Annotated in this window: 18 protein-coding genes; 2 read left to right on the top strand and 16 right to left on the bottom strand. The window is 66.5% G+C overall.

The genetic code is table 11. From position 1 onward, the window contains the following. Positions 1 to 41: 41 nt before the first annotated feature. Together rmuC and CLV01_RS22060 are read left to right on the top strand one after the other, a co-directional pair. Positions 42 to 1,532 (top strand): DNA recombination protein RmuC, encoded by a 1,491-nt coding sequence (gene rmuC / locus CLV01_RS22065; RefSeq protein WP_099735075.1) that lies wholly within the window; start codon positions 42 to 44, stop codon positions 1,530 to 1,532. Between the two features lies 1 nt (position 1,533). Next, positions 1,534 to 2,715 (top strand): MFS transporter, encoded by a 1,182-nt coding sequence (locus tag CLV01_RS22060; RefSeq protein ID WP_013801618.1) that lies wholly within the window; start codon positions 1,534 to 1,536, stop codon positions 2,713 to 2,715. A gap of 69 nt (positions 2,716 to 2,784) precedes the next feature. Here CLV01_RS22060 and CLV01_RS22055 read toward each other — a convergent pair whose 3' ends face one another. The 16 genes from CLV01_RS22055 to serC all read right to left on the bottom strand — a co-directional run bounded on the left by CLV01_RS22055 (position 2,785) and on the right by serC (position 20,096). Next, on the bottom strand, positions 2,785 to 3,654 hold the full coding sequence (locus tag CLV01_RS22055) for an LOG family protein (RefSeq protein ID WP_013801619.1): 870 nt from the start codon (positions 3,652 to 3,654) through the stop codon (positions 2,785 to 2,787). Between the two features lie 242 nt (positions 3,655 to 3,896). After that, a complete protein-coding gene (locus CLV01_RS22050) occupies positions 3,897 to 4,280 on the bottom strand; it encodes a monovalent cation/H(+) antiporter subunit G (RefSeq protein WP_012206533.1) in 384 nt (127 codons plus the stop codon). Beyond that, complete coding sequence (locus tag CLV01_RS22045) at positions 4,277 to 4,555, bottom strand: K+/H+ antiporter subunit F (protein ID WP_012206532.1); 279 nt, start codon at positions 4,553 to 4,555, stop codon at positions 4,277 to 4,279. Before CLV01_RS22045 ends, CLV01_RS22050 begins: the two co-directional genes overlap by 4 nt. Next, positions 4,552 to 5,043, bottom strand: coding sequence for a Na+/H+ antiporter subunit E (locus CLV01_RS22040; protein WP_013801620.1), 492 nt, complete (start codon positions 5,041 to 5,043; stop codon positions 4,552 to 4,554). Before CLV01_RS22040 ends, CLV01_RS22045 begins: the two co-directional genes overlap by 4 nt. Then, a complete protein-coding gene (locus CLV01_RS22035) occupies positions 5,040 to 6,836 on the bottom strand; it encodes a monovalent cation/H+ antiporter subunit D (protein WP_012206530.1) in 1,797 nt (598 codons plus the stop codon). The genes CLV01_RS22040 and CLV01_RS22035 overlap by 4 nt, the downstream gene beginning before the upstream one ends. Further along, on the bottom strand, positions 6,833 to 7,198 hold the full coding sequence (locus tag CLV01_RS22030) for a Na+/H+ antiporter subunit C (protein ID WP_012206529.1): 366 nt from the start codon (positions 7,196 to 7,198) through the stop codon (positions 6,833 to 6,835). The genes CLV01_RS22035 and CLV01_RS22030 overlap by 4 nt, the downstream gene beginning before the upstream one ends. Beyond that, entirely contained in the window at positions 7,198 to 10,176 is a 2,979-nt protein-coding gene (locus CLV01_RS22025; protein ID WP_099733200.1) for a monovalent cation/H+ antiporter subunit A, read from the bottom strand. The genes CLV01_RS22030 and CLV01_RS22025 overlap by 1 nt, the downstream gene beginning before the upstream one ends. 139 nt (positions 10,177 to 10,315) lie before the next feature. Further along, positions 10,316 to 10,717, bottom strand: coding sequence for a ComEA family DNA-binding protein (locus CLV01_RS22020; RefSeq protein ID WP_071956410.1), 402 nt, complete (start codon positions 10,715 to 10,717; stop codon positions 10,316 to 10,318). A 260-nt stretch (positions 10,718 to 10,977) separates the two neighbouring features. Then, on the bottom strand, positions 10,978 to 12,153 hold the full coding sequence (lapB, locus tag CLV01_RS22015) for a lipopolysaccharide assembly protein LapB (RefSeq protein WP_043820625.1): 1,176 nt from the start codon (positions 12,151 to 12,153) through the stop codon (positions 10,978 to 10,980). Continuing rightward, the gene (locus tag CLV01_RS22010; RefSeq protein ID WP_013801625.1) at positions 12,143 to 12,463 is read right to left on the bottom strand and encodes a LapA family protein; all 321 of its coding nucleotides are present in this window, start codon (positions 12,461 to 12,463) and stop codon (positions 12,143 to 12,145) included. Before CLV01_RS22010 ends, lapB begins: the two co-directional genes overlap by 11 nt. Before the next feature lie 80 nt (positions 12,464 to 12,543). Next, positions 12,544 to 12,885, bottom strand: coding sequence for an integration host factor subunit beta (locus tag CLV01_RS22005; protein ID WP_013801626.1), 342 nt, complete (start codon positions 12,883 to 12,885; stop codon positions 12,544 to 12,546). Positions 12,886 to 12,975: 90 nt separating this feature from the next. Further along, the gene (gene rpsA / locus CLV01_RS22000; RefSeq protein WP_288124655.1) at positions 12,976 to 14,679 is read right to left on the bottom strand and encodes a 30S ribosomal protein S1; all 1,704 of its coding nucleotides are present in this window, start codon (positions 14,677 to 14,679) and stop codon (positions 12,976 to 12,978) included. 167 nt (positions 14,680 to 14,846) lie between these two features. Then, the gene (locus CLV01_RS21995; RefSeq protein ID WP_099733201.1) at positions 14,847 to 16,874 is read right to left on the bottom strand and encodes a bifunctional 3-phosphoshikimate 1-carboxyvinyltransferase/cytidylate kinase; all 2,028 of its coding nucleotides are present in this window, start codon (positions 16,872 to 16,874) and stop codon (positions 14,847 to 14,849) included. Between the two features lie 114 nt (positions 16,875 to 16,988). Further along, positions 16,989 to 17,867 carry a prephenate dehydrogenase gene (locus CLV01_RS21990; RefSeq protein ID WP_012206521.1) on the bottom strand — a complete coding sequence of 293 codons (879 nt, stop codon included), beginning with the start codon at positions 17,865 to 17,867 and terminating at the stop codon, positions 16,989 to 16,991. Next, the gene (gene pheA / locus CLV01_RS21985; RefSeq protein WP_013801628.1) at positions 17,867 to 18,967 is read right to left on the bottom strand and encodes a prephenate dehydratase; all 1,101 of its coding nucleotides are present in this window, start codon (positions 18,965 to 18,967) and stop codon (positions 17,867 to 17,869) included. The genes CLV01_RS21990 and pheA overlap by 1 nt, the downstream gene beginning before the upstream one ends. Before the next feature lie 19 nt (positions 18,968 to 18,986). Continuing rightward, positions 18,987 to 20,096, bottom strand: coding sequence for a 3-phosphoserine/phosphohydroxythreonine transaminase (serC, locus tag CLV01_RS21980; protein WP_012206519.1), 1,110 nt, complete (start codon positions 20,094 to 20,096; stop codon positions 18,987 to 18,989). Positions 20,097 to 20,200: the final 104 nt, after the last annotated feature.

The raw sequence follows: 20,200 nt of genomic DNA, 5'->3' as shown, positions 1-20,200 counted from the left end.
TCTTGACCCAGATATCCGGAGTGTGGTGGGCGGCATGGGCCGTGCTGCTGTTGGGGCAGGCGGCCGTGATCTGGCTGCTGTGCAGGCGCTCGGCGCAGCGCGATGGCGGGGTGGCGCCGCAGCAGTTGCTGCAGGCGCTGCAGATGCTGGATGTGCGGCTGCAGCAGCTCGAGCGCGACGCCCAGGCCACGCAGATGGCCGTGGCCAAGAGCGACGGCGGGCTGGACCGCGTGTCGCAGCAGCTGCAGGCCCATCTGGCCCAGGCCCAGCTCGATGCACAGGCGGCGCGGCGCGAGCAGGGCGAGGCGCTGGCAGCCTTTCGCATGGAACTGGGCCGGCTCACTGTGCGCCTGGCCGCCGACAGCGCCCAGGCCCGCGAGGTCCAGGGCGAAAGCACGCAGCGCTTCAACGCCCATGTGCAGGAGCGTTTCGAGGCGCTGGCGCAGACCACGCGCAGCACGCTTGACTCCCTCAAGAACGACATCCAGCAGCAGCTGGGCGGGCTGGCGCAGTCCAGCCAGGTCCATGCCGAACAGCTGCGCGGCACGCTCAACGAGCGCCTGGCCACCATCCAGTCGGACAACGCGGCGCGGCTGGAGGAGATGCGGCGCACGGTGGACGAGAAGCTGCATGCCACGCTGGAGCAGCGCCTGGGCGAATCGTTCAAGCTGGTCAGCGACCGGCTGGAGCAGGTGCACAAGGGCCTGGGGGAGATGCAGACGCTGGCCGGCAGTGTGGGCGACCTCAAGCGCGTGATGACCAATGTGAAGACGCGCGGCACCTGGGGCGAGCTGCAGTTGGGCGCCATCATCGAGAACGTGCTCACACCCGAGCAGTACGCGCGCAACGTCAAGACCGTACCCGGCAGTGACGACATGGTGGAGTTCGCCATCCGCCTGCCCGGGCGCAGCGACGAGACGCCGGTCTGGCTGCCCATCGATGCCAAGTACCCGGTCGAGCAATACCAGCGCCTGCTGGATGCCCAGGATGCGGCGGACAAGGCCGCCATTGCCTCGGCCGGCAATGCCTTCGAGGCATCGATCAAGTTCGAGGCCCGCAAGATCCATGGCAAGTATGTGAGCCCGCCCCACACCACGGACTTTGCCGTGCTCTACCTGCCCACGGAAGGCCTGTTTGCCGAGGTCATGCGCCGCCCCGGCCTGGTCGAGGCCGTACAGAACGGCTGCCGCGTGATGGTCACCGGCCCGGCCAACCTGGCTGCCATGCTCAGCAGCCTGCAGATGGGCTTCAAGACGCTGGCCATCGAAAAGCGATCGTCCGAGGTCTGGGCCGTGCTGGGCCAGGTCAAGACCGAGTTCGCCAAGTTCGGCGAGGTGGTGGATGCCACGCGCAAATCCATCGATGCCGCCGCCAAGCGCTTCGAGCAGGTGGGTGTTCGCACGCGCGCCATCCAGCGGCAATTGCGCGATGTGCAGGAGCTGCCCGCGCCGGCCTCGAGCGCAGGGCTGCCCGGTCTGCCGGACGACAAGGACACGGCGGCAGGCATGGAGCCAGGGTCGGAGCAGGACTGAGATGAATCTGGCGCTGTTCAAAGTCATCATGGCCCAGGTCAGCGTGCACGCCACCATGGCCGGCATGCGGCTGGCCGCGCCTTTGCTGGCGCTGCAGCAGGGCTACAGCGCGGCGGCCGTGGGGATCTTGCTGGCGCTGTTTGCGCTGACCCAGGTGTTCCTGGCGCTGCCGGCCGGGCGCTTTGCGGACAAGCATGGTTTTCGCAAGCCGTTTTTCTTGTCCATGCTGGCGGCCAGCGGCGGCTGTGCGCTGGCGCTGGCGTTTCCGGTCTATCCCGTGCTGTGCCTGGTGGCGCTGCTGACGGGCGGTGCCAGCGGCGCGGTGGTGATTGCCGTGCAGCGCCATGCGGGGCGGGTCACCCACGATGCGTTGGCGCTCAAGAAGGTGTTCAGCTGGCTGGCCATAGGGCCGGCCATCTCCAACTTCATCGGGCCTTTCAGCACCGGGCTGCTGATCGATCACGCGAATTTTGGAGGCGAGGGCAGCACCATGGGCTACCGCGTCGCCTTCGGCCTGCTGGCCCTGGTGCCCGTGCTGGCCTGGAGCTGGGTGCGCCACACGCAGGAGCTGCCGCCCGTGCGTGCGCCCATCGGCGGCCCCAAGCAGCATGCCTGGGACCTGCTGCGCGACCGCAACTTCCGCAACCTGCTGCTGGTCAACTGGCTGCAGTCGGCGTGCTGGGATGTGCACACCTTCGTGCTGCCGCTGCTGGGCCATGAGAAGGGGTTGAGCGCCTCGGTCATCGGCACGCTGCTGGGCATTTTTGCCGTGGCGGCCGCCGCCATCCGCCTGGCCATGCCGCTGGTGGCCGAGCGCCTGCGCGAAGGCGCCGTGATCTCCGGCGCCATGGCCATCACCGCCTTCGTCTTTGCGCTGTACCCCTTCATGGACTCGGCACTGACCATGGGCGTGTGCTCGGTGCTGCTGGGCTTTTCACTGGGCTCGGTGCAGCCCATGGTCATGAGCATGCTGCACCAGATCACGCCCGAGCACCGCCATGGCGAGGCGCTGGGCCTGCGGCTCATGGCCATCAATGCCTCCAGCGTGGCCATGCCCGTGCTGTTCGGCTCGGCGGGGGCGCTGATCGGCGTGTCTGCGCTGTTCTGGGTGGTGGGCGCGGCCGTGGCCTCGGGCATCCGCACGGCCTGGTTCATGGGGCTGCCGCCGCGCAAGCCGGAATGAAAAAGGCGACCTGCGCCTTGGTGCGCAGATCGCCTTGCGATGCGGTGGCGGCCTGCCGGCCGCTGCGGCTTACCAGCCGCCAGCGTGGAACTGCTTGATCAGCGCCCAGGCCTCCACCGGATCATCGGTATAGCGGAACAGCTGCAGGTCCTTGGGCGAGATCGTGCCTTCCTCGATCATCAGGTCGATGTTGAGCAGCCGCTTCCAGAACTCGGTGCCGAACAGGATCACGGGCACGGAATGCGTCTTGCCGGTCTGCATCAGGGTCAGCACCTCGAACAGCTCGTCCAGTGTGCCGAAGCCGCCGGGGAAGGCCACCAGGGCCTTGGCGCGCATCATGAAATGCATCTTGCGCAAGGCGAAGTAGTGGAACTTGAAGCTCAGGTCCGGCGAGATGAAGCGGTTGCCGTTTTGCTCGTGCGGCAGCTCGATGTTCAGGCCGATGCTGGGTGCGCCCACATCATGGGCGCCACGGTTGGCCGCCTCCATGATGCCGGGGCCGCCGCCGGTACAGATATAGAGGCGCTCCTCGGGCGGCTGGTTCAGGCTGTCGGCGGCCACGATGCGCGTGAAGGCGCGGGCCTGCTCGTAGCGGTGGGCGTTGCGCACGGCGCGCTCGGCCACTGCAATGCGCTGTGCATCGCCGCTGGCCTGCGCGTCGGCCAGTTGCTGCTCGGCCTGCTCCAGGTCCACGAAGCGCGCGCTGCCATAGACCACGACGGTGTTTTCTATGCCGCGTTCGATCTGCGCCAGGTCGGGCTTGAGCAGCTCCAGCTGCATGCGGATGCCGCGGGTCTCGCGGCGGAACATGAATTCCGGGTCCGCGAAGGCGAGGCGATTGGAATTCTGCTGCAATGCCATGCCGTTGTGCGCCTGGTTGTGAAGGGCCGACCAGCCGTTGGCCAGATCGGTATCGGTCAGGGGGGAAGAGATTTGCATGAACCCTCGTACACAGAAAAACCCAGGGCGGCCACGCCTGTGGCCGTTCCATCAAATGCGTTGCCAGCGCAGATGATGACTGCACTATACGCTCACAAACTCATAGCCGCGGGGCTCGCGTATCCGTTGCTTTGCGCATTGACGGGGCCGGTGGCAGATTCGTATGCTGAGCAGTTGGGCAGGGCTTTGGCCTGGGCCCGCCACCAGCAATGGGCGGGCATTTTCAGGCGCCGCAAGCGATTTCAGACGTCCGGGTGCTCGGCCGGTTCGTTGCGCACGACGGTGCTCAGCGGCGGCGGCACGTCCTGGCCCGCACGGCGTGCGCGGAACAGGGCTGCGCGCATCAGGAAGATGGTGGTGATGGGCACGGTCACGGAAATGAAGACCGCAATCAGCAGCGCATGCACGGCCAGGCTCTGGCCGCTGACGGAAAAGTAGATCCAGGTGGCATGCATGATCAGCCAGCAGCCCATGGTGGCGATGATGGAGGGCGCATGCACGCGCTCGAAATAGCTGCCCAGCCGCCACAGTCCCATGGAGCCCAGGAAGGCGATGATGGCGCCGCCCAGCGCCAGCGCGGCAACCAGGATCTGGCACCACAGCGGCAGTGTGGTCTCCGGCGTCATTCGATCACCTCGCCGCGCAGCAGGAACTTGGCCATGGCGGTGGAGCCCACGCAGCCGAACAGTGCGACCAGCAAGGCCGCCTCGAAGTAGCTTGTGCTGTCGTAGATGATGCCCATGAGCAGCATGGCCAGCATGCCGTTGAGGTACATGCAGTCCAGCGCCAGCACGCGGTCCTGGGCATGCGGGCCCTTGAGCAGGCGCAGCACGGCGCAGCCCATGGCAGCGACCAGCAGGCCCAGCGCGAACATCAAAGTCCAGTGGAACCAGGGCATCATTCGAAAATCTCCATCAGGGGGCGCTCGTAGCAACGCTTGACGTGCTGGACGATCTCCTCGGGATCATCGACCTCCAGCACATGCAGCATGAGCTGCGAGCGGTCGCGCGAGATCTCGGCCCAGGCCGTGCCGGGCGTGATGCACACGATCATGGCGAGCACGGCCAGGCCGTTGGGGTCGCGCAGTTCCAGCGGGATGCGCACGAAGTTGGCCGGGTGCTTGCGCATGCCCGGAAACAGCATGAAGCGCACGACGTTGAAGTTGGACAACGAGGTGTCCCAGACCACGCGCAGCGCCAGGCGCAGGATGGTCAGCGGATGGCGCACCCGCACGGGCAAGGGGCGCAGGCCGCGCAGCAGCAGCGGCAGCAGCAGGCCCAGCAATGCGCCGAGCAGGATCTGTCCACTGCTGAACGAACGGTTGAGCAGCAGCCACAGCAGGAACAGCGCCACCGACAGCAGCGGCGCGGGCAGCAAGGTTTTCATCATCGGGAATCCTCCTTGCCCGCCGTCGTGCCTGCATCGCCTATGCCTGCGGGTATGGGCGCGCCACTGGCCTGGGCCGCGGCGCGTGCCGCGCCTTCAGGGCCGGCTTCCAGGCGGGCCTTCTTTTCTGCCGGGCTGGGCTCGGGCTGCGTGCCCATGACGGAGCGCACATAGACATCGGGCGCCAGCAGCGCATCCGCTGCGCGCTGTGTGTAGCCCATCAGTTCGCCGCCGCGCATCGTCAGTGCCACGCAGCAGGCCAGCAGCAAGGCGATGGGCAGCCCTTCGACCACGCGCAGCGAGGGGGAGTTCTGCTCCTCGGTCGCCCAGAAGTGGCGTATGCCGGCGCGCACCAGCGACAGCAGGGCCAGCAGCCCGGTGATGATCATCAGCGCCACCAGCACCCAGCCGGCCCAGCCGGCCTGGAAGCCGCTGGAGTTGCCCAGGCCCAGCGGGTTGAGCAGGGCAGACAGCATGGCGAACTTGCCCACGAAGCCCGACAGCGGGGGCAGGCCGGTAACCACCAGGGTGGCCAGCATGAAGCTCAGGCCGATGAAGGCGGCTGCGGCGGGAATGGCGCGGCCGATCAGCACCTCTTCGGATTCGTCAAGGTTGAATCCCTCGGTGGGAAGCAGCTCGGCGTTGAGGAAGGGCGCCTCATCGTCTTCATAGGGCTCGCCCGCGTCGTCGTCCACGCGCCAGCGGTCCACCACGTCGGCAATCAGGAAGAGCGCGCTCACGGCCAGGGTGGAGCTGGGCAGGTAGTACAGCAGCCCCGCCGTCAGCGCGTTCTGGCCAAAGCCCGTGGCAGCCAGCAGGGTGCCTGACGACAGGATGGCCGCAAAGCCCGCGATATGCGTCAGGCGCTGCGAGCCCAGCATGCCCAGGCCGCCGAAGGCCATGGTCAGCATGCCGCCGACGATCAGCCAGGTGCTGCCGAACAGGGCGGAGGACCCGGCCTCGGAGCTGAACAGCAGCGTCCACAGCCGCAGCACCACGTAGACGCCCACCTTGGTCATGAGCGCGAACACGGCACCGACGGGCGCGGTGGCCGCGCTGTAGGCCGGCACCAGCCAGAAGTTCAGCGGCCACATGGCCGCCTTGGTCAGGAAGGCGATGCCCAGGATGGCCGCTGCCGAATGCAGCAGCCCGCGGTCGGCACTGCTGATCTGGGGAATGGCGCGCGCCAAGTCTGCCATGTTCAGCGTGCCGGTCAGGCCGTAGAGCATGGACACGCCGATGAGGAACAGCGACGAGGCGGCCAGGTTGATGGCGATGTAGTGCAGGCCCGCCTGGATGCGCGCCCGGCCCGAGCCATGCAGCAGCAGGCCGTAGGAGGCCGCGAGCATGATCTCGAAGAACACGAACAGGTTGAACAGGTCCGCCGTGAGGAAGGCGCCGCTCAGGCCCATCAGCTGGAACTGGAACAGCGAGTGAAAGTGCATCCCCGCGCGGTGCCAGCGGGCGCTGGAGAAGATCAGCGAGGCCAGGGCCACCGTGTAGGTCAGCACCAGCATCATGCCGGTCAGGCGGTCCAGCGCCAGCGAGATGCCGAAGGGCATGGGCCAGTTGCCCGGCATGTAGACGCCCAGGTTGACGGGTGCGCCGGCCTGGTCGGTCCACAGCATCAGCAGCACGGCCACGCCCAGGCCCAGCACGGTGGACACCAGGCCGAGGGCGAACTTCACGCGCTGGCGCTCCTCGCGCAGCAGCAGCATCAGCGCTGCCGAGAGCATGGGCAGCACGATGGGCGCCAGCATCAGGTGCGGCATGAGACGGGCGGTCAGCTCGTTCATGGCATCTCCTGCTCGGTGCGGGAATGGGCTCCGTCCACATGGTCGGTGGCGGTGGTGCCGCGCGAGGCCAGCAGCACCACGAGGAACAGCGCCGTCATGGCAAAGCCGATCACGATGGCCGTGAGCACCAGCGCCTGGGGCATGGGATCGGCATAGTGCGCGAGATCCTGCGGTACGCCGGCCCGCAGCACGGGCTCCTTGTCAATGGCCAGGCCCTGGCGGCCCATGCTGAAGATGAACAGGTTGACTGCGTAAGACAGCAGGGCCAGGCCCATGATGACCTGGTAGGTGCGTGGGCGCAGCAGCAGCCACACGCCCGAGCCGGTCAGTACGCCGATGGCAATGGCAAGCACGACTTCCATCAGAAACCTCCTCGTGCAAGCGCTGCAGCGGTGGCCTGCTGCACGGCGGCTTCGGCCTCCTCGGCCTGTTGTTGCTGCTCCTCCAGCAGGCGGGCGTGGTAGCGGTGGCTGCGCACCGATTGGTGGGCGATGGCCGTCAGAATGAGCATAGTCGCGCCCACCACCAGCGAGAACACACCGATGTCGAAGAACAGGGCGCTGGCGAGATGCACGTCGCCGACGACTGGCAGGGTCATATGGAAGGTGTGGCTGGTGAGGAAGGGATAGCCGGCCACGATGGAGCCCATGCCGGTACCCAGTGCGAACAGCAGGCCGACACCGATCCATCGGCGCGGGAAGATCGGCAAGTGGGCCTCGACCCACTGCGTGCCGGAGATGATGTACTGCATCAGCAAGGCGACCGAGAACACCAGGCCGGCGACGAAGCCGCCTCCGGGTTCGTTGTGGCCGCGCATGAAGATGTAGACCGAGACCAGGGCCGCGAAAGGCAGCAGCAGGCGGACCAGCACGGCGGGCACCATCAGGTAGCCCACGGCCGTATCGCCGGCATTGCGCGGATTGAACAGATCGGTCTGCAGGTCGCCTGGCACGTAGCGCTGCTGTTCGGGCAGGTCCAGCGTCTCGCGGGCCGGGCGGAAGCGCCGCAGCAGGGCATAGACCACCAGGGCCACGATGCCCAGCACCACGATTTCGCCGAAGGTGTCGAAGCCACGGAAGTCCACCAGCATGACGTTGACCACGTTGGTGCCGCCGCCGTCGCTGAGCGCATGTTCGAGGAAGAAGGTGGAGGCGCCGTCATAGAAGGGGCGGCTCATCATGGCGAAGGCCAGCCAGGCCATGCCGCCCCCGGCCACCAGCGACAGCAGCAGGTCGCGCATGCGGCGCGAGCGCGCACGCAGCTCGGCGGACAGCACGGGAATGTGCAGGCTCTTGTCGCGCTTGGGCATCCAGCGCAGGCCCAGCAGCATCAGCACCGTGGTGGCGACCTCGACCACCAGCTGGGTCAGCGCCAGATCGGGCGCCGAGAACCACAGGAAGGTCAGGCAGGTGCACAGGCCGGCGCCGCCCAGCATGATCAACGCGGTCAGCCGGTGGTACTTGGCCTTCCAGGCCGTGCCCAGGGCGCAGAGAATGCCCACGGCCCACAGCAGCACGAAGGCGGGCGACAGCGGCAGCATGCCCCGATCGCCCAGCTTGATGCCCTGCAGCCACAGCGGTAGAACGCCCGCCAGCACGGCCGTGCAGACCAGCCACAGCATCTGCCACTGCAGGCGCATGGTGGACAGGCGCCGGCGCGACCAGCGGCCCAGCAGGGACAGGCGGGCGAGCAGGTTCTCGAAGATGCGCTGGCCGCTGAGCGTGCCCACCAGCGGTGCGTTATCGATATGGCCGGCCTGGCGCTGCCAGCGCAGCAGCATGTACAGCAGGATGCCGCCAATCAGGGCGACCAAGCTCATGATCAAGGGCATGTTCCAGCCGTGCCAGATGGCCAGGCTGTACTCGGGCAGATCGCCGCCGACCACGGGCGTGGCGGCCGCTGCAAGGAAGCTGCCCACCGCCCACGCCGGCAGCATGCCGACCACCAGGCAGGCCAGCACCAGCAGCTCGACGGGCACGCGCATCCAGTGCGGCGGCTCGTGCGGCTCGTGCGGCAGGTCGGTGGCCTTGGGGCCGAAGAAGACGTCGATGGTGAAGCGCAGCGAATAGGCCACGCTGAACATGCCTGCCACCGTGGCGGCCACGGGCAATGCTGTGCGCACCCAGGGGGCAGCGTCCAGGTAGACGGTCTCGGCGAAGAACATTTCCTTGGACAGGAAACCGTTGAGCAGCGGTACGCCCGCCATGGCCGCGCTGGCCACGCAGGCCAGCGTGGCCGTGATGGGCATCATGTGCCGCAGGCCCGAGAGGCGGCGGATGTCGCGCGTGCCGCTCTCATGGTCAACGATGCCTGCGGCCATGAACAGCGAGGCCTTGAAGGTCGCGTGGTTCATGATGTGGAACACCGCAGCCACGGCGGCCAGCTTGCTGTTGAGGCCCAGCAGCAGCGTGATCAGGCCCAGGTGGGAAATCGTCGAATAGGCCAGCAATCCCTTGAGATCGTGCTGGAACATGGCCAGATAGCCACCGATGAGCAGCGTTGCAGCGCCGGCTCCGCCCACCAGCCAGAACCAGGCATCGGTGTCTCCCAGCACGGGCCACATGCGCGCCAGCAGGAAGACGCCGGCCTTGACCATGGTGGCGGAGTGTAGGTAGGCCGACACCGGCGTGGGCGCGGCCATGGCGTGCGGCAGCCAGAAGTGGAAGGGGAACTGCGCGCTCTTGGTCAGTGCGCCCAGCAGGATCAGCACCAGGGCGACCAGGTACAGCTGGTGGTCGCGCACCTGCTGGCCGGCGATGAGCACGTTGTCCAGGTCATAGCTGCCCACGATGTGGCCCAGCACCAGCATGCCGGCCAGCATGGCCAGGCCGCCCGTTCCCGTCACCGTCAGCGCCATGCGCGCGCCCCGGCGTGCATCCTTGCGGTGGTGCCAGTATCCGATCAGAAGAAAGGAGAAGAGGCTGGTCAGCTCCCAGAAGAAGGCAATCTGGATGATGTTGCCCGACAGCACCACGCCCGCCATCGCGCCCATGAAGGCCAGAAAGAACGAGAAAAAGCGCGGCACGGGATCGGCCGGCGACATGTAGTAGCGCGCATAAAGCACCACCAGCGAACCGATGCCCAGCACCAGCATGCAGAACATCCAGGCAAAGCCGTCCATGCGGATCACCAGATTCAGCCCCAGTGCCGGCAGCCACTCGATCTCCTGGCGCAGCACCTCTCCATCGGCGATCTGGGGGAACAGCAATGCCGTCTGGATGGCGCAGCCGAGGGCAATGACGCCGGCCAGCGTTGACTCCGTATTGCGCGCATTGGCGGGCAGCATTGCGGCAATCAGGCTGCCGATGAAGGGTAGGAGGATGAGGGTGATCAGGGGCATGGGCGGTTCATTTTACGGGCAAGGTTTTTTGCTTCGCTATGAAAACCTGAGCATGTTTCAGGCTATGGCCGCGCATACCCCGAGGGTAGTACGCATGAAAAACCCGCCGAAGCGGGTTGGATAGAGACAGTTGGCGTACTCAGGAGGCCGCGCCGGCCTTGGCCGGCGTGGCCGGTTTGGCGGCCTGGTCCTTGGTCGGCTTGGCGCCTTTGGCTGCCGTGTCCTTGGTGTCCTTGGCCGCCGTGTCCTTTGCATCGGGCTTGGCTCCCTGGCCCTTGTAGCTGGCGCCATTGACCGTCAGGCCGTCACCCGAGAACTTGGCGGCGGTCGGTTCGCCCACGCCTTTGACGCGTGCAATGAAATCGGGCCAGTCCTTGAAGGCGGAGGATTTGCGCTCCTCGAGAATGCGTGCCGACATGGCCGGGCCAATGCCCTTGATGGATGTCAGTTCGGCTTCATTCGCCTTGTTGACTTCCACGGCAGCCAGGGCCATCACGGACCACAGCAGTGCAATGAAGCCAGCCATCAGTTTTCTGAACATACAAACCTCCTGATCCCAAAATGTTGAGGGCCGCAACATTGCGACCCAGAGGCATCTTATGCAGGGCCTTGGCGTGCGGCTAGGCGGTGAAGGGGGCCAGCAGGCCCGTGCAGGCATGGCCGAACGTGTGCAAAGTCAATGGCCATGCGCCTGCCAAGGCGGTTTCTAGGAATACTCTGAAAATACACCGTCCATGCCGTGTTTGCCAATGGGGGTGACGCGATGCAGGGGGTGGAGCTGCTTCTCGCGCCTGCCCCGCATCACAGCTCCTCGACGCGCCGGGCCGGATAGCTGTCCCAGCTCTGGCAGCCGGGGCAATGCCAGAAATGCTGGCGTGCCTCGAAGCCGCAGGCCGCGCAGCGGTAGCGGGTCAGCGGCTTGGCCGCGTGGTCCAGCGCGCGTTGCACGGCCGGGTGGTATTGCTCCTCGGCCAGCTTCTCGCCTGCCAGCCACTGCGCGGCAGCCACCAGGGAGGGCTCCCTGTCCAGATGCTGTACCAGGCGTGCGCGTCCCGGTGCCCTGGTTTCACCATCGTTGCTCTGTTCTTCAATCTGAGCGTCCAGCGCGACCAGCGCCTGCAGCAGATCCAGCGAGGGTGCCTGCTCGTACTGCTGGCTGAGCAGTTGGTGGATGTGCTGGCGCTGGCCCGTGGCGGCGGCAATGTCCACCAGCAGCTGAGCCGCCAGCGGCAGCGAAGCCGGGGACTGCTCGGCCAGGCTTTCCAACGTGTGCAAGGCCTGGGCCGATTGCCCCATGCGGTGCTGCAGCTGCGCGTGCTCAAGGCGCGGGCGTGCGGCCTGGGGGGCGGTGGTGATGGCCTGCTGCAGCCGCTGCAGTGCCTCGGCCTGCTGGCCCTGGGTCAACAGGGCCTGGGCGTCTTCGCAGAGGTAGTGGGCCAGGCGGCCGCTGAAGTCGCCCTGGTTGGCTTCCTGCATGCGGCGCGCAATGGCGGCGGCCTGTGTCCAGTCGCGCGAGCGTTCGTAGATGGCCAGCAGGGCCAGACGGGCTTCGGCCTCGAAGGCCGTGCCTTCCAGGCGGCGCAGCGCGTCCTCGGCACGATCGAGCAGGCCTGCCTTCAGAAAGTCCTGGGCCAGCGCGTGCTGGGCGCGGTCGCGGTCCACGCGGCTGAGGTCGCCGCGCGACAGCAGGTGTTCGTGCACGCGCACGGCGCGGTTGTATTCGCCACGGCGGCGAAAGAGGTTGCCCAGCGCGAAGTGCAGCTCCGAAGTGTCGGGGTCGTTCTGCACGGCTTCGATGAAGGCGTCTATGGCCTTGTCCTGCTGCTCGTTGAGCAGGAAGTTCAGGCCCTTGAAATATGCTTTTGGCGCCTGGCGGTTTTCGGCGCGAATCTGCCTCAGGTCCCAGCGCGAGGCCAGCCAGCCCAGCACGAAGGCGACGGGCAGGCCCAGCAGTATCCAGCTCAGATCAAATTCCATGCACGTCGCCTGGCAGGATGGGGGATGGGGCGGGCTTGGGCGCCGTGGCCGCTGCCGGTGCCTCGGCTGCGGCAGGCACCGTGGCCTGGGTCGAGCGCGCGGCGTTGCGGTGCTTGAGCCAGCGCGGCACCATGCCCAGAACGCCCACGATCAGGCCCAGGGCGAAGGCGGCCAGCACCACCAGTACCAGCGGCGCAGTCCAGGAGGTGCCGAAGAAGAAGTGCACCGTCGCGTCCTGCTGGTTGTTCAGGGCGAAAGCGAACAGCGTAAAAAAAATGGCCGCCTTGAGCAGCCACAGGAAGTACTTCATGTGTTCCCTTGTGTGACGGGAACGATTCTAGAGCCTGGCGGAGAGGGCGGCTGCGGCGCGCGCAGCCGGTCAGCCCGCTTTCAGGCGGCAGGGCCGGTGCCTGTGCCGGAGCCTGTGTTGTCTGTATCGATGGCCGCACCGGGGCGCAGGTCCACGGCTTCACGCAGGGCCTTGCCGGGCTTGAAGTGCGGCACGCGCTTGGACGGAATGTGGACGGCCTCGCCACTGCGGGGATTGCGGCCCATGCGGGGCGGGCGATGGTTGACCGAGAAACTGCCAAAGCCGCGGATTTCGATGCGATGGCCTCGCACCAGGGCATCGCTGACGGCGTCAAGAATCGTCTTGACGGCCTGCTCGGCATCGCGCTGGCTCAGTTGGCCAAAGCGGGCGGCGAGTTCTTCGACGAGATCGGATCGGGTCATCAAGGATAGGAATCAGGGGTTGAAATGGCGACGGGCGCCCGGAGGCGCCCGTCGCATCCGACCTTCAGCGGTCAGCAGACTGGCTGCTGATTACTTGTCGGAGTTGTCCAGCTTGGCGCGCAGCAGGGCGCCCAGGCTGGTCGTGCCGGCGTTTTCCTTGGCCGACTGAGCGGACAGGGAAGCCATGGCTTCTTGCTGGTCGACCTGGTCCTTGGCCTTGATCGACAGCTGGATGTTGCGGGTCTTGCGATCCACATTGACCACCACGGCGGTGATCTCGTCGCCTTCCTTCAGCACCGAGCGGGCATCTTCCACGCGGTCCACGGCGATTTCCGAAGCACGCAGGTAACCGATGATGTCTTCGCCCAGGTCGATTTCAGCACCACGTGCGTCCACCGTCTTGACCTTGCCCGACACGATCTGGCCCTTGTCGTTCACGGTCACGAAGGTCGTGAAGGGATCGCTGTCCAGCTGCTTGATGCCCAGGGAGATGCGCTCGCGCTCGACGTCCACGGCCAGCACGATGGCTTCGACTTCCTGGCCCTTCTTGTAGTTGCGCACGGCAGCTTCGCCGGGCTCGTTCCAGGACAGGTCGGACAGGTGCACCAGGCCGTCGATACCGGCAGCCAGACCCACGAACACGCCGAAGTCGGTGATCGACTTGATCGGGCCCTTGACGCGGTCGCCGCGCTTGGTGTTCTGCGCGAACTCTTGCCAGGGGTTGGCCTTGCACTGCTTCATGCCCAGCGAGATGCGACGCTTGTCTTCGTCGATCTCCAGCACCATGACTTCGACTTCGTCACCCAGGGTAACGAGCTTGGTCGGAGCAATGTTCTTGTTGGTCCAGTCCATTTCGGAGACGTGCACCAAGCCTTCGATGCCGGGTTCCAGCTCGACGAACGCGCCGTAGTCGGCAATGTTCGTGACCTTGCCGAACAGGCGGGTGCTCGAGGGGTAGCGGCGCGAAACGCCCATCCACGGGTCGTCGCCCATTTGCTTCAGACCCAGCGAGACACGGTTCTTCTCGGTGTCGAACTTGAGGATCTTGGCGGTGATTTCCTGGCCAGCCTGCACGACTTCCGAGGGATGACGCACGCGGCGCCATGCCATGTCGGTGATGTGCAGCAGGCCGTCGATGCCGCCCAGGTCCACGAACGCACCGTATTCGGTGATGTTCTTGACCACGCCTTGAACGATGGCGCCTTCCTTCAGCGTTTCCATCAGCTTGGCGCGCTCTTCGCCCATCGAGGCTTCGACCACGGCGCGGCGGCTCAGCACCACGTTGTTGCGCTTGCGGTCCAGCTTGATGACCTTGAACTCCATCGTCTTGTTTTCGTACGGAGTCAGGTCCTTGATCGGACGGGTGTCGATCAGCGAACCGGGCAGGAAGGCGCGGATGCCGTTGACCAGCACCGTCAGGCCGCCCTTGACCTTGCCGGAGGTCGTGCCGGTCACGAATTCGCCCGATTCCAGGGCCTTTTCCAGAGCCAGCCACGAGGCCAGGCGCTTGGCGGTGTCGCGCGACAGAATGGTGTCGCCGTAGCCGTTTTCGATCGAGCCGATGGCGACCGACACGAAGTCGCCCACCTGGACTTCGATTTCTCCCTGGTCGTTCTTGAATTCGTCGATTGGCACGTAGGCTTCCGACTTCAGGCCAGCGTTCACGACGACGAAGTTGTGCTCGACGCGCACGACTTCAGCGGTGATGACCTCGCCAGGACGCATTTCCGTGCGTTGCAGCGATTCTTCAAACAGGGAGGCAAAAGATTCAGACATGTATTTCCTTGCCCGCAAACAGGTTTCCGCCGGCACTATTGCCAGGCGTTTCTAGGACTGTTTGCGGAGGTGTTGTGGGTTCAACCACGGTGTTGGAGTCTATGGACCTCGGGCCGTACATGGGGCGGTGCCGCCATGTCTGGGCCCGGAGGGCGGGTTTGCCGACCGTGCGGCGCAACTGGCAATCAGTCGCGGCCGAACGGCTGGCGTTCCTGCCACCACGAAAGCACCTGTTCTGCCACCTCTTCGATGGAGAGCTCGGAGCTGTCAAGCAGCATGGAATCCTGGGCGGGCTTGAGCGGTGCGACGCTGCGGTTCATGTCCCGCGCATCGCGTGCTTCAAGGTCAGCCCGAAGGGCGCTTATGTTAGCGGCAATTCCTTTGGAAATCAACTGCTTATGCCGGCGCTCGGCGCGACAGGCGGCGGAGGCCGACAAATAGACCTTGAGGGGAGCATGGGGAAAGATCACCGTGCCCATGTCGCGGCCGTCGGCAACCAGCCCCGGAAGCTGCTGGAAGGACAGCTGCAGGTCCACCAGCGCGTCGCGCACGGCAGGCAGGGCCGAGACGCGCGAGGCGTTCATGCCCGACTCCTCGCTGCGCAGCAGGAGGGTGACATCCTCGTCACCCAGCCAGATGCGCTGCTCGGCGTCAAAGCGCACGGGCAGCTCGCGCGCCAGCACGGCGATCTGCTGGGCGTGCGGTTCGTCCAGCACCAGGCCGGCGCGCGATGCGGCCAGCCCCGTGAGCCGGTACAGCGCGCCCGAGTCCAGCAGGTGGTAGCCAAGAGCCTGGGCGACCTCGGCGGCAATCGTGCCCTTGCCCGAGGCCGTGGGGCCATCGATGCAGATCACGGGAATGCGCGCGCGGGCCGTCTCGCAGACCGAGAACAGGGCCTCGAAGTAGTCGGGGAAGGTCTTGGCGACGCACTTGGGGTCTTCGATGCGCACGGGCAGGGCGGCCGGGTTGAAGGCCGCCAGCGAGAAGCACATGGCCACGCGGTGGTCGTCATAGGTGTGGATGCTGGCCGCACGCCATGCGGCGTTGGACGCGGGCGGCGTGATGCGGATGTAGTCCGCGCCCTCCTCGACGTCGGCGCCCAGCTTGCGCAGTTCCTTGGTCATGGCCGCGATGCGGTCGGTTTCCTTGACACGCCAGCTTGCGATATTGCGCAGCGTGGTCGTGCCATCGGCATACAGGGCCATGACGGCCAGCGTCATGGCGGCATCGGGGATGTGGTTGCAGTCCAGGTCGATGGCCTTGAGCGGCCATGCGCCACGGCGGATGCGCAGCCAGTTGGGGCCGCCTTCCACCTCGGCGCCCATGACGCGCGCGGCCTCGACAAAGCGGATATCGCCCTGGATGGAGTCCAGTCCCACGCCGAGGATGCGGATGCCTTCGGCGCTGTCCGAGGCGATGGCGCCCAGTGCGATGAAGTAGCTGGCCGACGAGGCGTCTGCCTCGACATGGATCTCGCCCGGCGAGCTGTAGCGGCTGCCGGCCGGGATAGTGAAGCGCTGCCAGTTCTCGTTGTGCACGGCAATGCCGAAGCGGGCCAGCAATTCCAGCGTGATGTGGATGTAGGGCTTGGAGATCAGCTCGCCCACGACTTCGATGGTGATGTCGCGCGTGTTGGCCAGCAGCGGCAGTGCCATCAGCAGCGAGGTCAGGAACTGGCTGGAGACATCGCCACGCACCTGGATGGGGCTGTGCGGCAGCTGCGAGAAATCGGGCTGGCGGATGTGCAGCGGAGGAAAGCCCTCGTTGCCCAGATAGTCGATGCGGCAGCCGAGCTGGCGCAGCGCATCGACCAGATCGCCGATGGGGCGCTCATGCATGCGCGGCACGCCGCTGAGCTTGAAGTCGCCGCCCAGCACGGACAGGGCTGCCGTCAGCGGTCGCATGGCCGTACCGGCGTTGCCCATGAACAGTTCGGCACTGGCGCCAGAGGGCAGGACGCCGCCCAGGCCGGTGATGCGCACGGGCTGGCCGAGGGTGATGGTGGCGGGCTCCACCGTGCAGCCCAGTTGCTGCAGGGCCCGGAGCATGACGCGCGTGTCGTCCGAGTCGAGCAGGTCGTGGACCACGGTCGTGCCCTGGCTCAGTGCCGCGAGCAGCAGCACGCGGTTCGAGATGCTCTTGGAGCCCGGCAGGCTCACCGTGCCCTGCGCGCGGGAAAGAGGGGGGATATCGAGGAAGGCGGTACTGAACATGGCAATTCGAAGGCAAACAGGCTGTCGGGAGGCATTGCGGCCGCGCCGGCCGCAATGCACAGGAGCGCTTTGGGTGCGCCGGGCTTGCGTCTGGCGCTTGCCCTGCGTTGCGCGTCAGCGGCGCGGAGCGCCCATGCGCCAATGGGCGCGCGCGGCGCTGGCCAGGGTCAGGCGGTCTTCAAGACCTTGTCCGTCACCGGCCTGGATCAGGGATTCGAGTTGCTGCAGCGCCTGCTGGAACTGGCGCGACTGTGCCAGAACCTGCTCGCTGTTGGCCAGCAGCACATCACGCCACATCTTGGGATCGCCTGCGGCAATGCGCGTGAAGTCGCGGAAGCCGGGGCCGGCCAGGGACAGCACGTCGTCGGAGTCGGGCTGGGTGATCACGCTTTGCATCATGGCGAAGGCCAGCAGATGCGGCAGGTGGCTGACCGTGGCAAAGGCGCTGTCGTGGGCTTCGGGCGACATGGCGCGCACGCGGCAGCCCAGCAGTTCCCACAGGGAGCGGGCCTTTTGCAGGTGGTCGGTCAGCGTGCGTTCGGTGGGCGTCAGGATGACCTGTGCGCCCTTGTACAGCTGGGGGTCGGAGTGCTCGACGCCCGAGACTTCCTTGCCTGCAATGGGGTGGGCCGGCACGAAGGAGCCGAGCTGGTCGCGCAGGGCCGAGCGCGCGGCGTGCACCACATCGACCTTGGTGGAGCCCACGTCCATGATCATCATCTCGGGCGTGACCAGGTGCTTGATGGACTTGAGCGTGGCCTCGGTCGCCGCCACGGGCACGGCCAGCAGCACCAAGTCGGCACCGGCGGCGGCCAGCAGGGCGGAGGGGGCCTCCACATCGATGACGCCCATCTGGCGAGCGCGTTCGGTCGTCGAAGGCGACTTGCTGTAGCCCACGACGCGCTTGACCAGCCCTGCCTGCTTGAGCGCCAGGGCGAACGAGCCGCCCATGAGGCCGCAGCCGATCAGGCCCAGTTGTTCAAAGGGCTGCATCACTTGGATACCGGGTAGGTGCCCAGCACCTTGTAGAAGGCGCACAGGCCGCGCAACTCTTCCAGCGCGCTGGCCACGTTGGGCTGTGCCGGGTGGCCTTCGAGGTCGATGTAGAAGTAGTACTCCCACTGGCCGGTGCGCGCGGGGCGCGACTCGAAGCGCGTCATCGACACGCCGTGCCTCTTGAGCGGCACCAGCAGGTCATGCACGGCACCGGGGCGGTTGGGCACGGAGATGATGATGCTGGTGCAATCCTGGCCGCTGGGCGAGGGCGTGGCCAGCGTGTGCGGCAGGCAGATGACGGCGAAGCGCGTGCGGTTGTAGGCATCGTCCTGGATGGCATGCGCCACCACATGCAGGCCGAATTGCTGGGCCGCGCGTTCGCTGGCCAGGCCGGCGATGTTGGGGTGCAGCGCCGCCAGGCGGGCGCCTTCGGCATTGCTGGACACCGGGCGGCGCTCGGCATGCGGCAGGTGCTTGGCCAGCCAGCCCTGGCACTGGGCCAGGGCCTGGGGATGGGCTGCCACGACCTCGATGCCTTCGGTCGTGTTGCTGCTGCGAAGCAGGTTGTGGCGCACCAGCAGGCTGACCTCGCCCACCACGTGGCAGGGCGTGTGCAGGAACATGTCCAGCGAGCGCGTGACCACGCCTTCGTTGGAGTTCTCCACGCCCACCACGCCGTACTGCGCGCTGCCTGCGGCCGTGGCGTGGAACACCTCGTCGAAGCTGTTGCAGTACATCAGATCGGCCGCGCCGCCGAAGTACTGGATGGCGGCTTCCTCGCAGAACGTGCCCGCCGGGCCCAGCACGGCCACGCGCTGGGGCGACTCCAGCGCCAGGCAGGCCGACATGATCTCGCGCCAGATCGCCGAGACATGGCCGTTCTTGAGCGGGCCGGGATTGGCGGACTCGATCTTCTGGATGACCTGGGCCACGCGGTCCGGGCGGAAGAAGGGCGTGCCTTCACGCTTCTTGACCTCGCCGACCTGCTCTGCCACGCGGGCGCGTCGGTTCAGCAGGTCCAGCAGTTGCTGGTCGATATCGTCGATCTGCACGCGCAGATGCGCCAGATCGGGAGAGGCTTGGGGTGTGGTGCTCATGGGCGGGAGTGTGGGTCGGTCAGGCGTTGCGCTGTTCGAATTCGCGCATGTACTCCACCAGCGCCTGCACGCCAGCGATGGGCATGGCGTTGTAGATGCTGGCACGCATGCCGCCGACGGACTTGTGGCCCTTGAGCTGCAGCAGGCCGCGTTCCCGGGCTCCGGCCAGGAAGGCGTCATTGCGCGATTCGTCGCGCAGGAAGAAGGGGATGTTCATGCGCGAGCGGCAATTGGCAGCGACCTTGTTCACGTAGAACGAGGACTGGTCCACGTACTGGTAGAACAGGTCGGCCTTGGCGATGTTGCGCGCTTCCAGGGCGGCCACGCCGGTCAGGCCGCCTTCGGTCTGGCGCTTGATCCATTGGAACGTGAGGCCCGCGATGTAGATGCCCCAGGTCGGCGGCGTGTTGTACATCGACTGGTTGTCGGCCACGGTCTTGTAGTCGAAGGCCGAAGGGCAGGCCGGCAGGGCGTGGCCCAGCAGATCCTCGCGCACGATGACCAGGGTCAGGCCGGCCGGGCCCAGGTTCTTCTGCGCGCCGCCGAACGCCAGGCCCACGCGGCTCCAATCGACGGGGCGCGAGGCCACGTGCGAGGAGAAGTCAACCACCAGCGGAGCATCGCAGCCCAGCGCCTTCAGGTCGGGCAGCTCCTGGAACTCCACGCCATGGATGGTTTCGTTGCTGCAGATGTGCACGTAGCTGGCACCGCGGCTCAGTTGCCAGCTCTCGGGGGCGGGCAGGGCGGTGAACTTGCCGTCCTCGCCGCTGGCCGCGATGTGCGCGTCGGCCACGTACTTGCGTGCTTCCTTGGCCGACTTCTGGCTCCAGCTGCCGCTGAGCACGAAGTCCACCGTGCCTGCGCGCGAGAGGTTCAGGGGAACGATGGCGTTCTCGGCCAGGCCGCCGCCCTGCATGAACAGGATCTTGAACTCGGGCGGTACGGCCAGCAGCTCGCGCAGGTCGGCCTCGGCCTGTTCATAGATGGAGATGAACTCCTTGCCGCGGTGGCTCATCTCCATCACGCTCATGCCGGACCCGTGCCAGTCGAGCATTTCGGCGGCTGCCTGCTGCAGCACTTCGGCGGGAATGGCGGCGGGGCCGGCGGAGAAGTTGTAAGGGCGGTTCATGGAGTTCACTGTCAAGTCACGCGCAGGCGCCAGTTCGGGCGGTGCCTGCAACTGTCAAAAATCTGGGCCGCCGCAGGGGCTGCGCTCCCGGTGCGGGAGGCAGC

Source organism: Delftia sp. 60 (genome assembly GCF_002754395.1).
Taxonomy (GTDB): Bacteria; Pseudomonadota; Gammaproteobacteria; order Burkholderiales; family Burkholderiaceae_C; genus Comamonas; species Comamonas acidovorans.
This window is presented reverse-complemented; position numbering and strand designations above follow the sequence as displayed.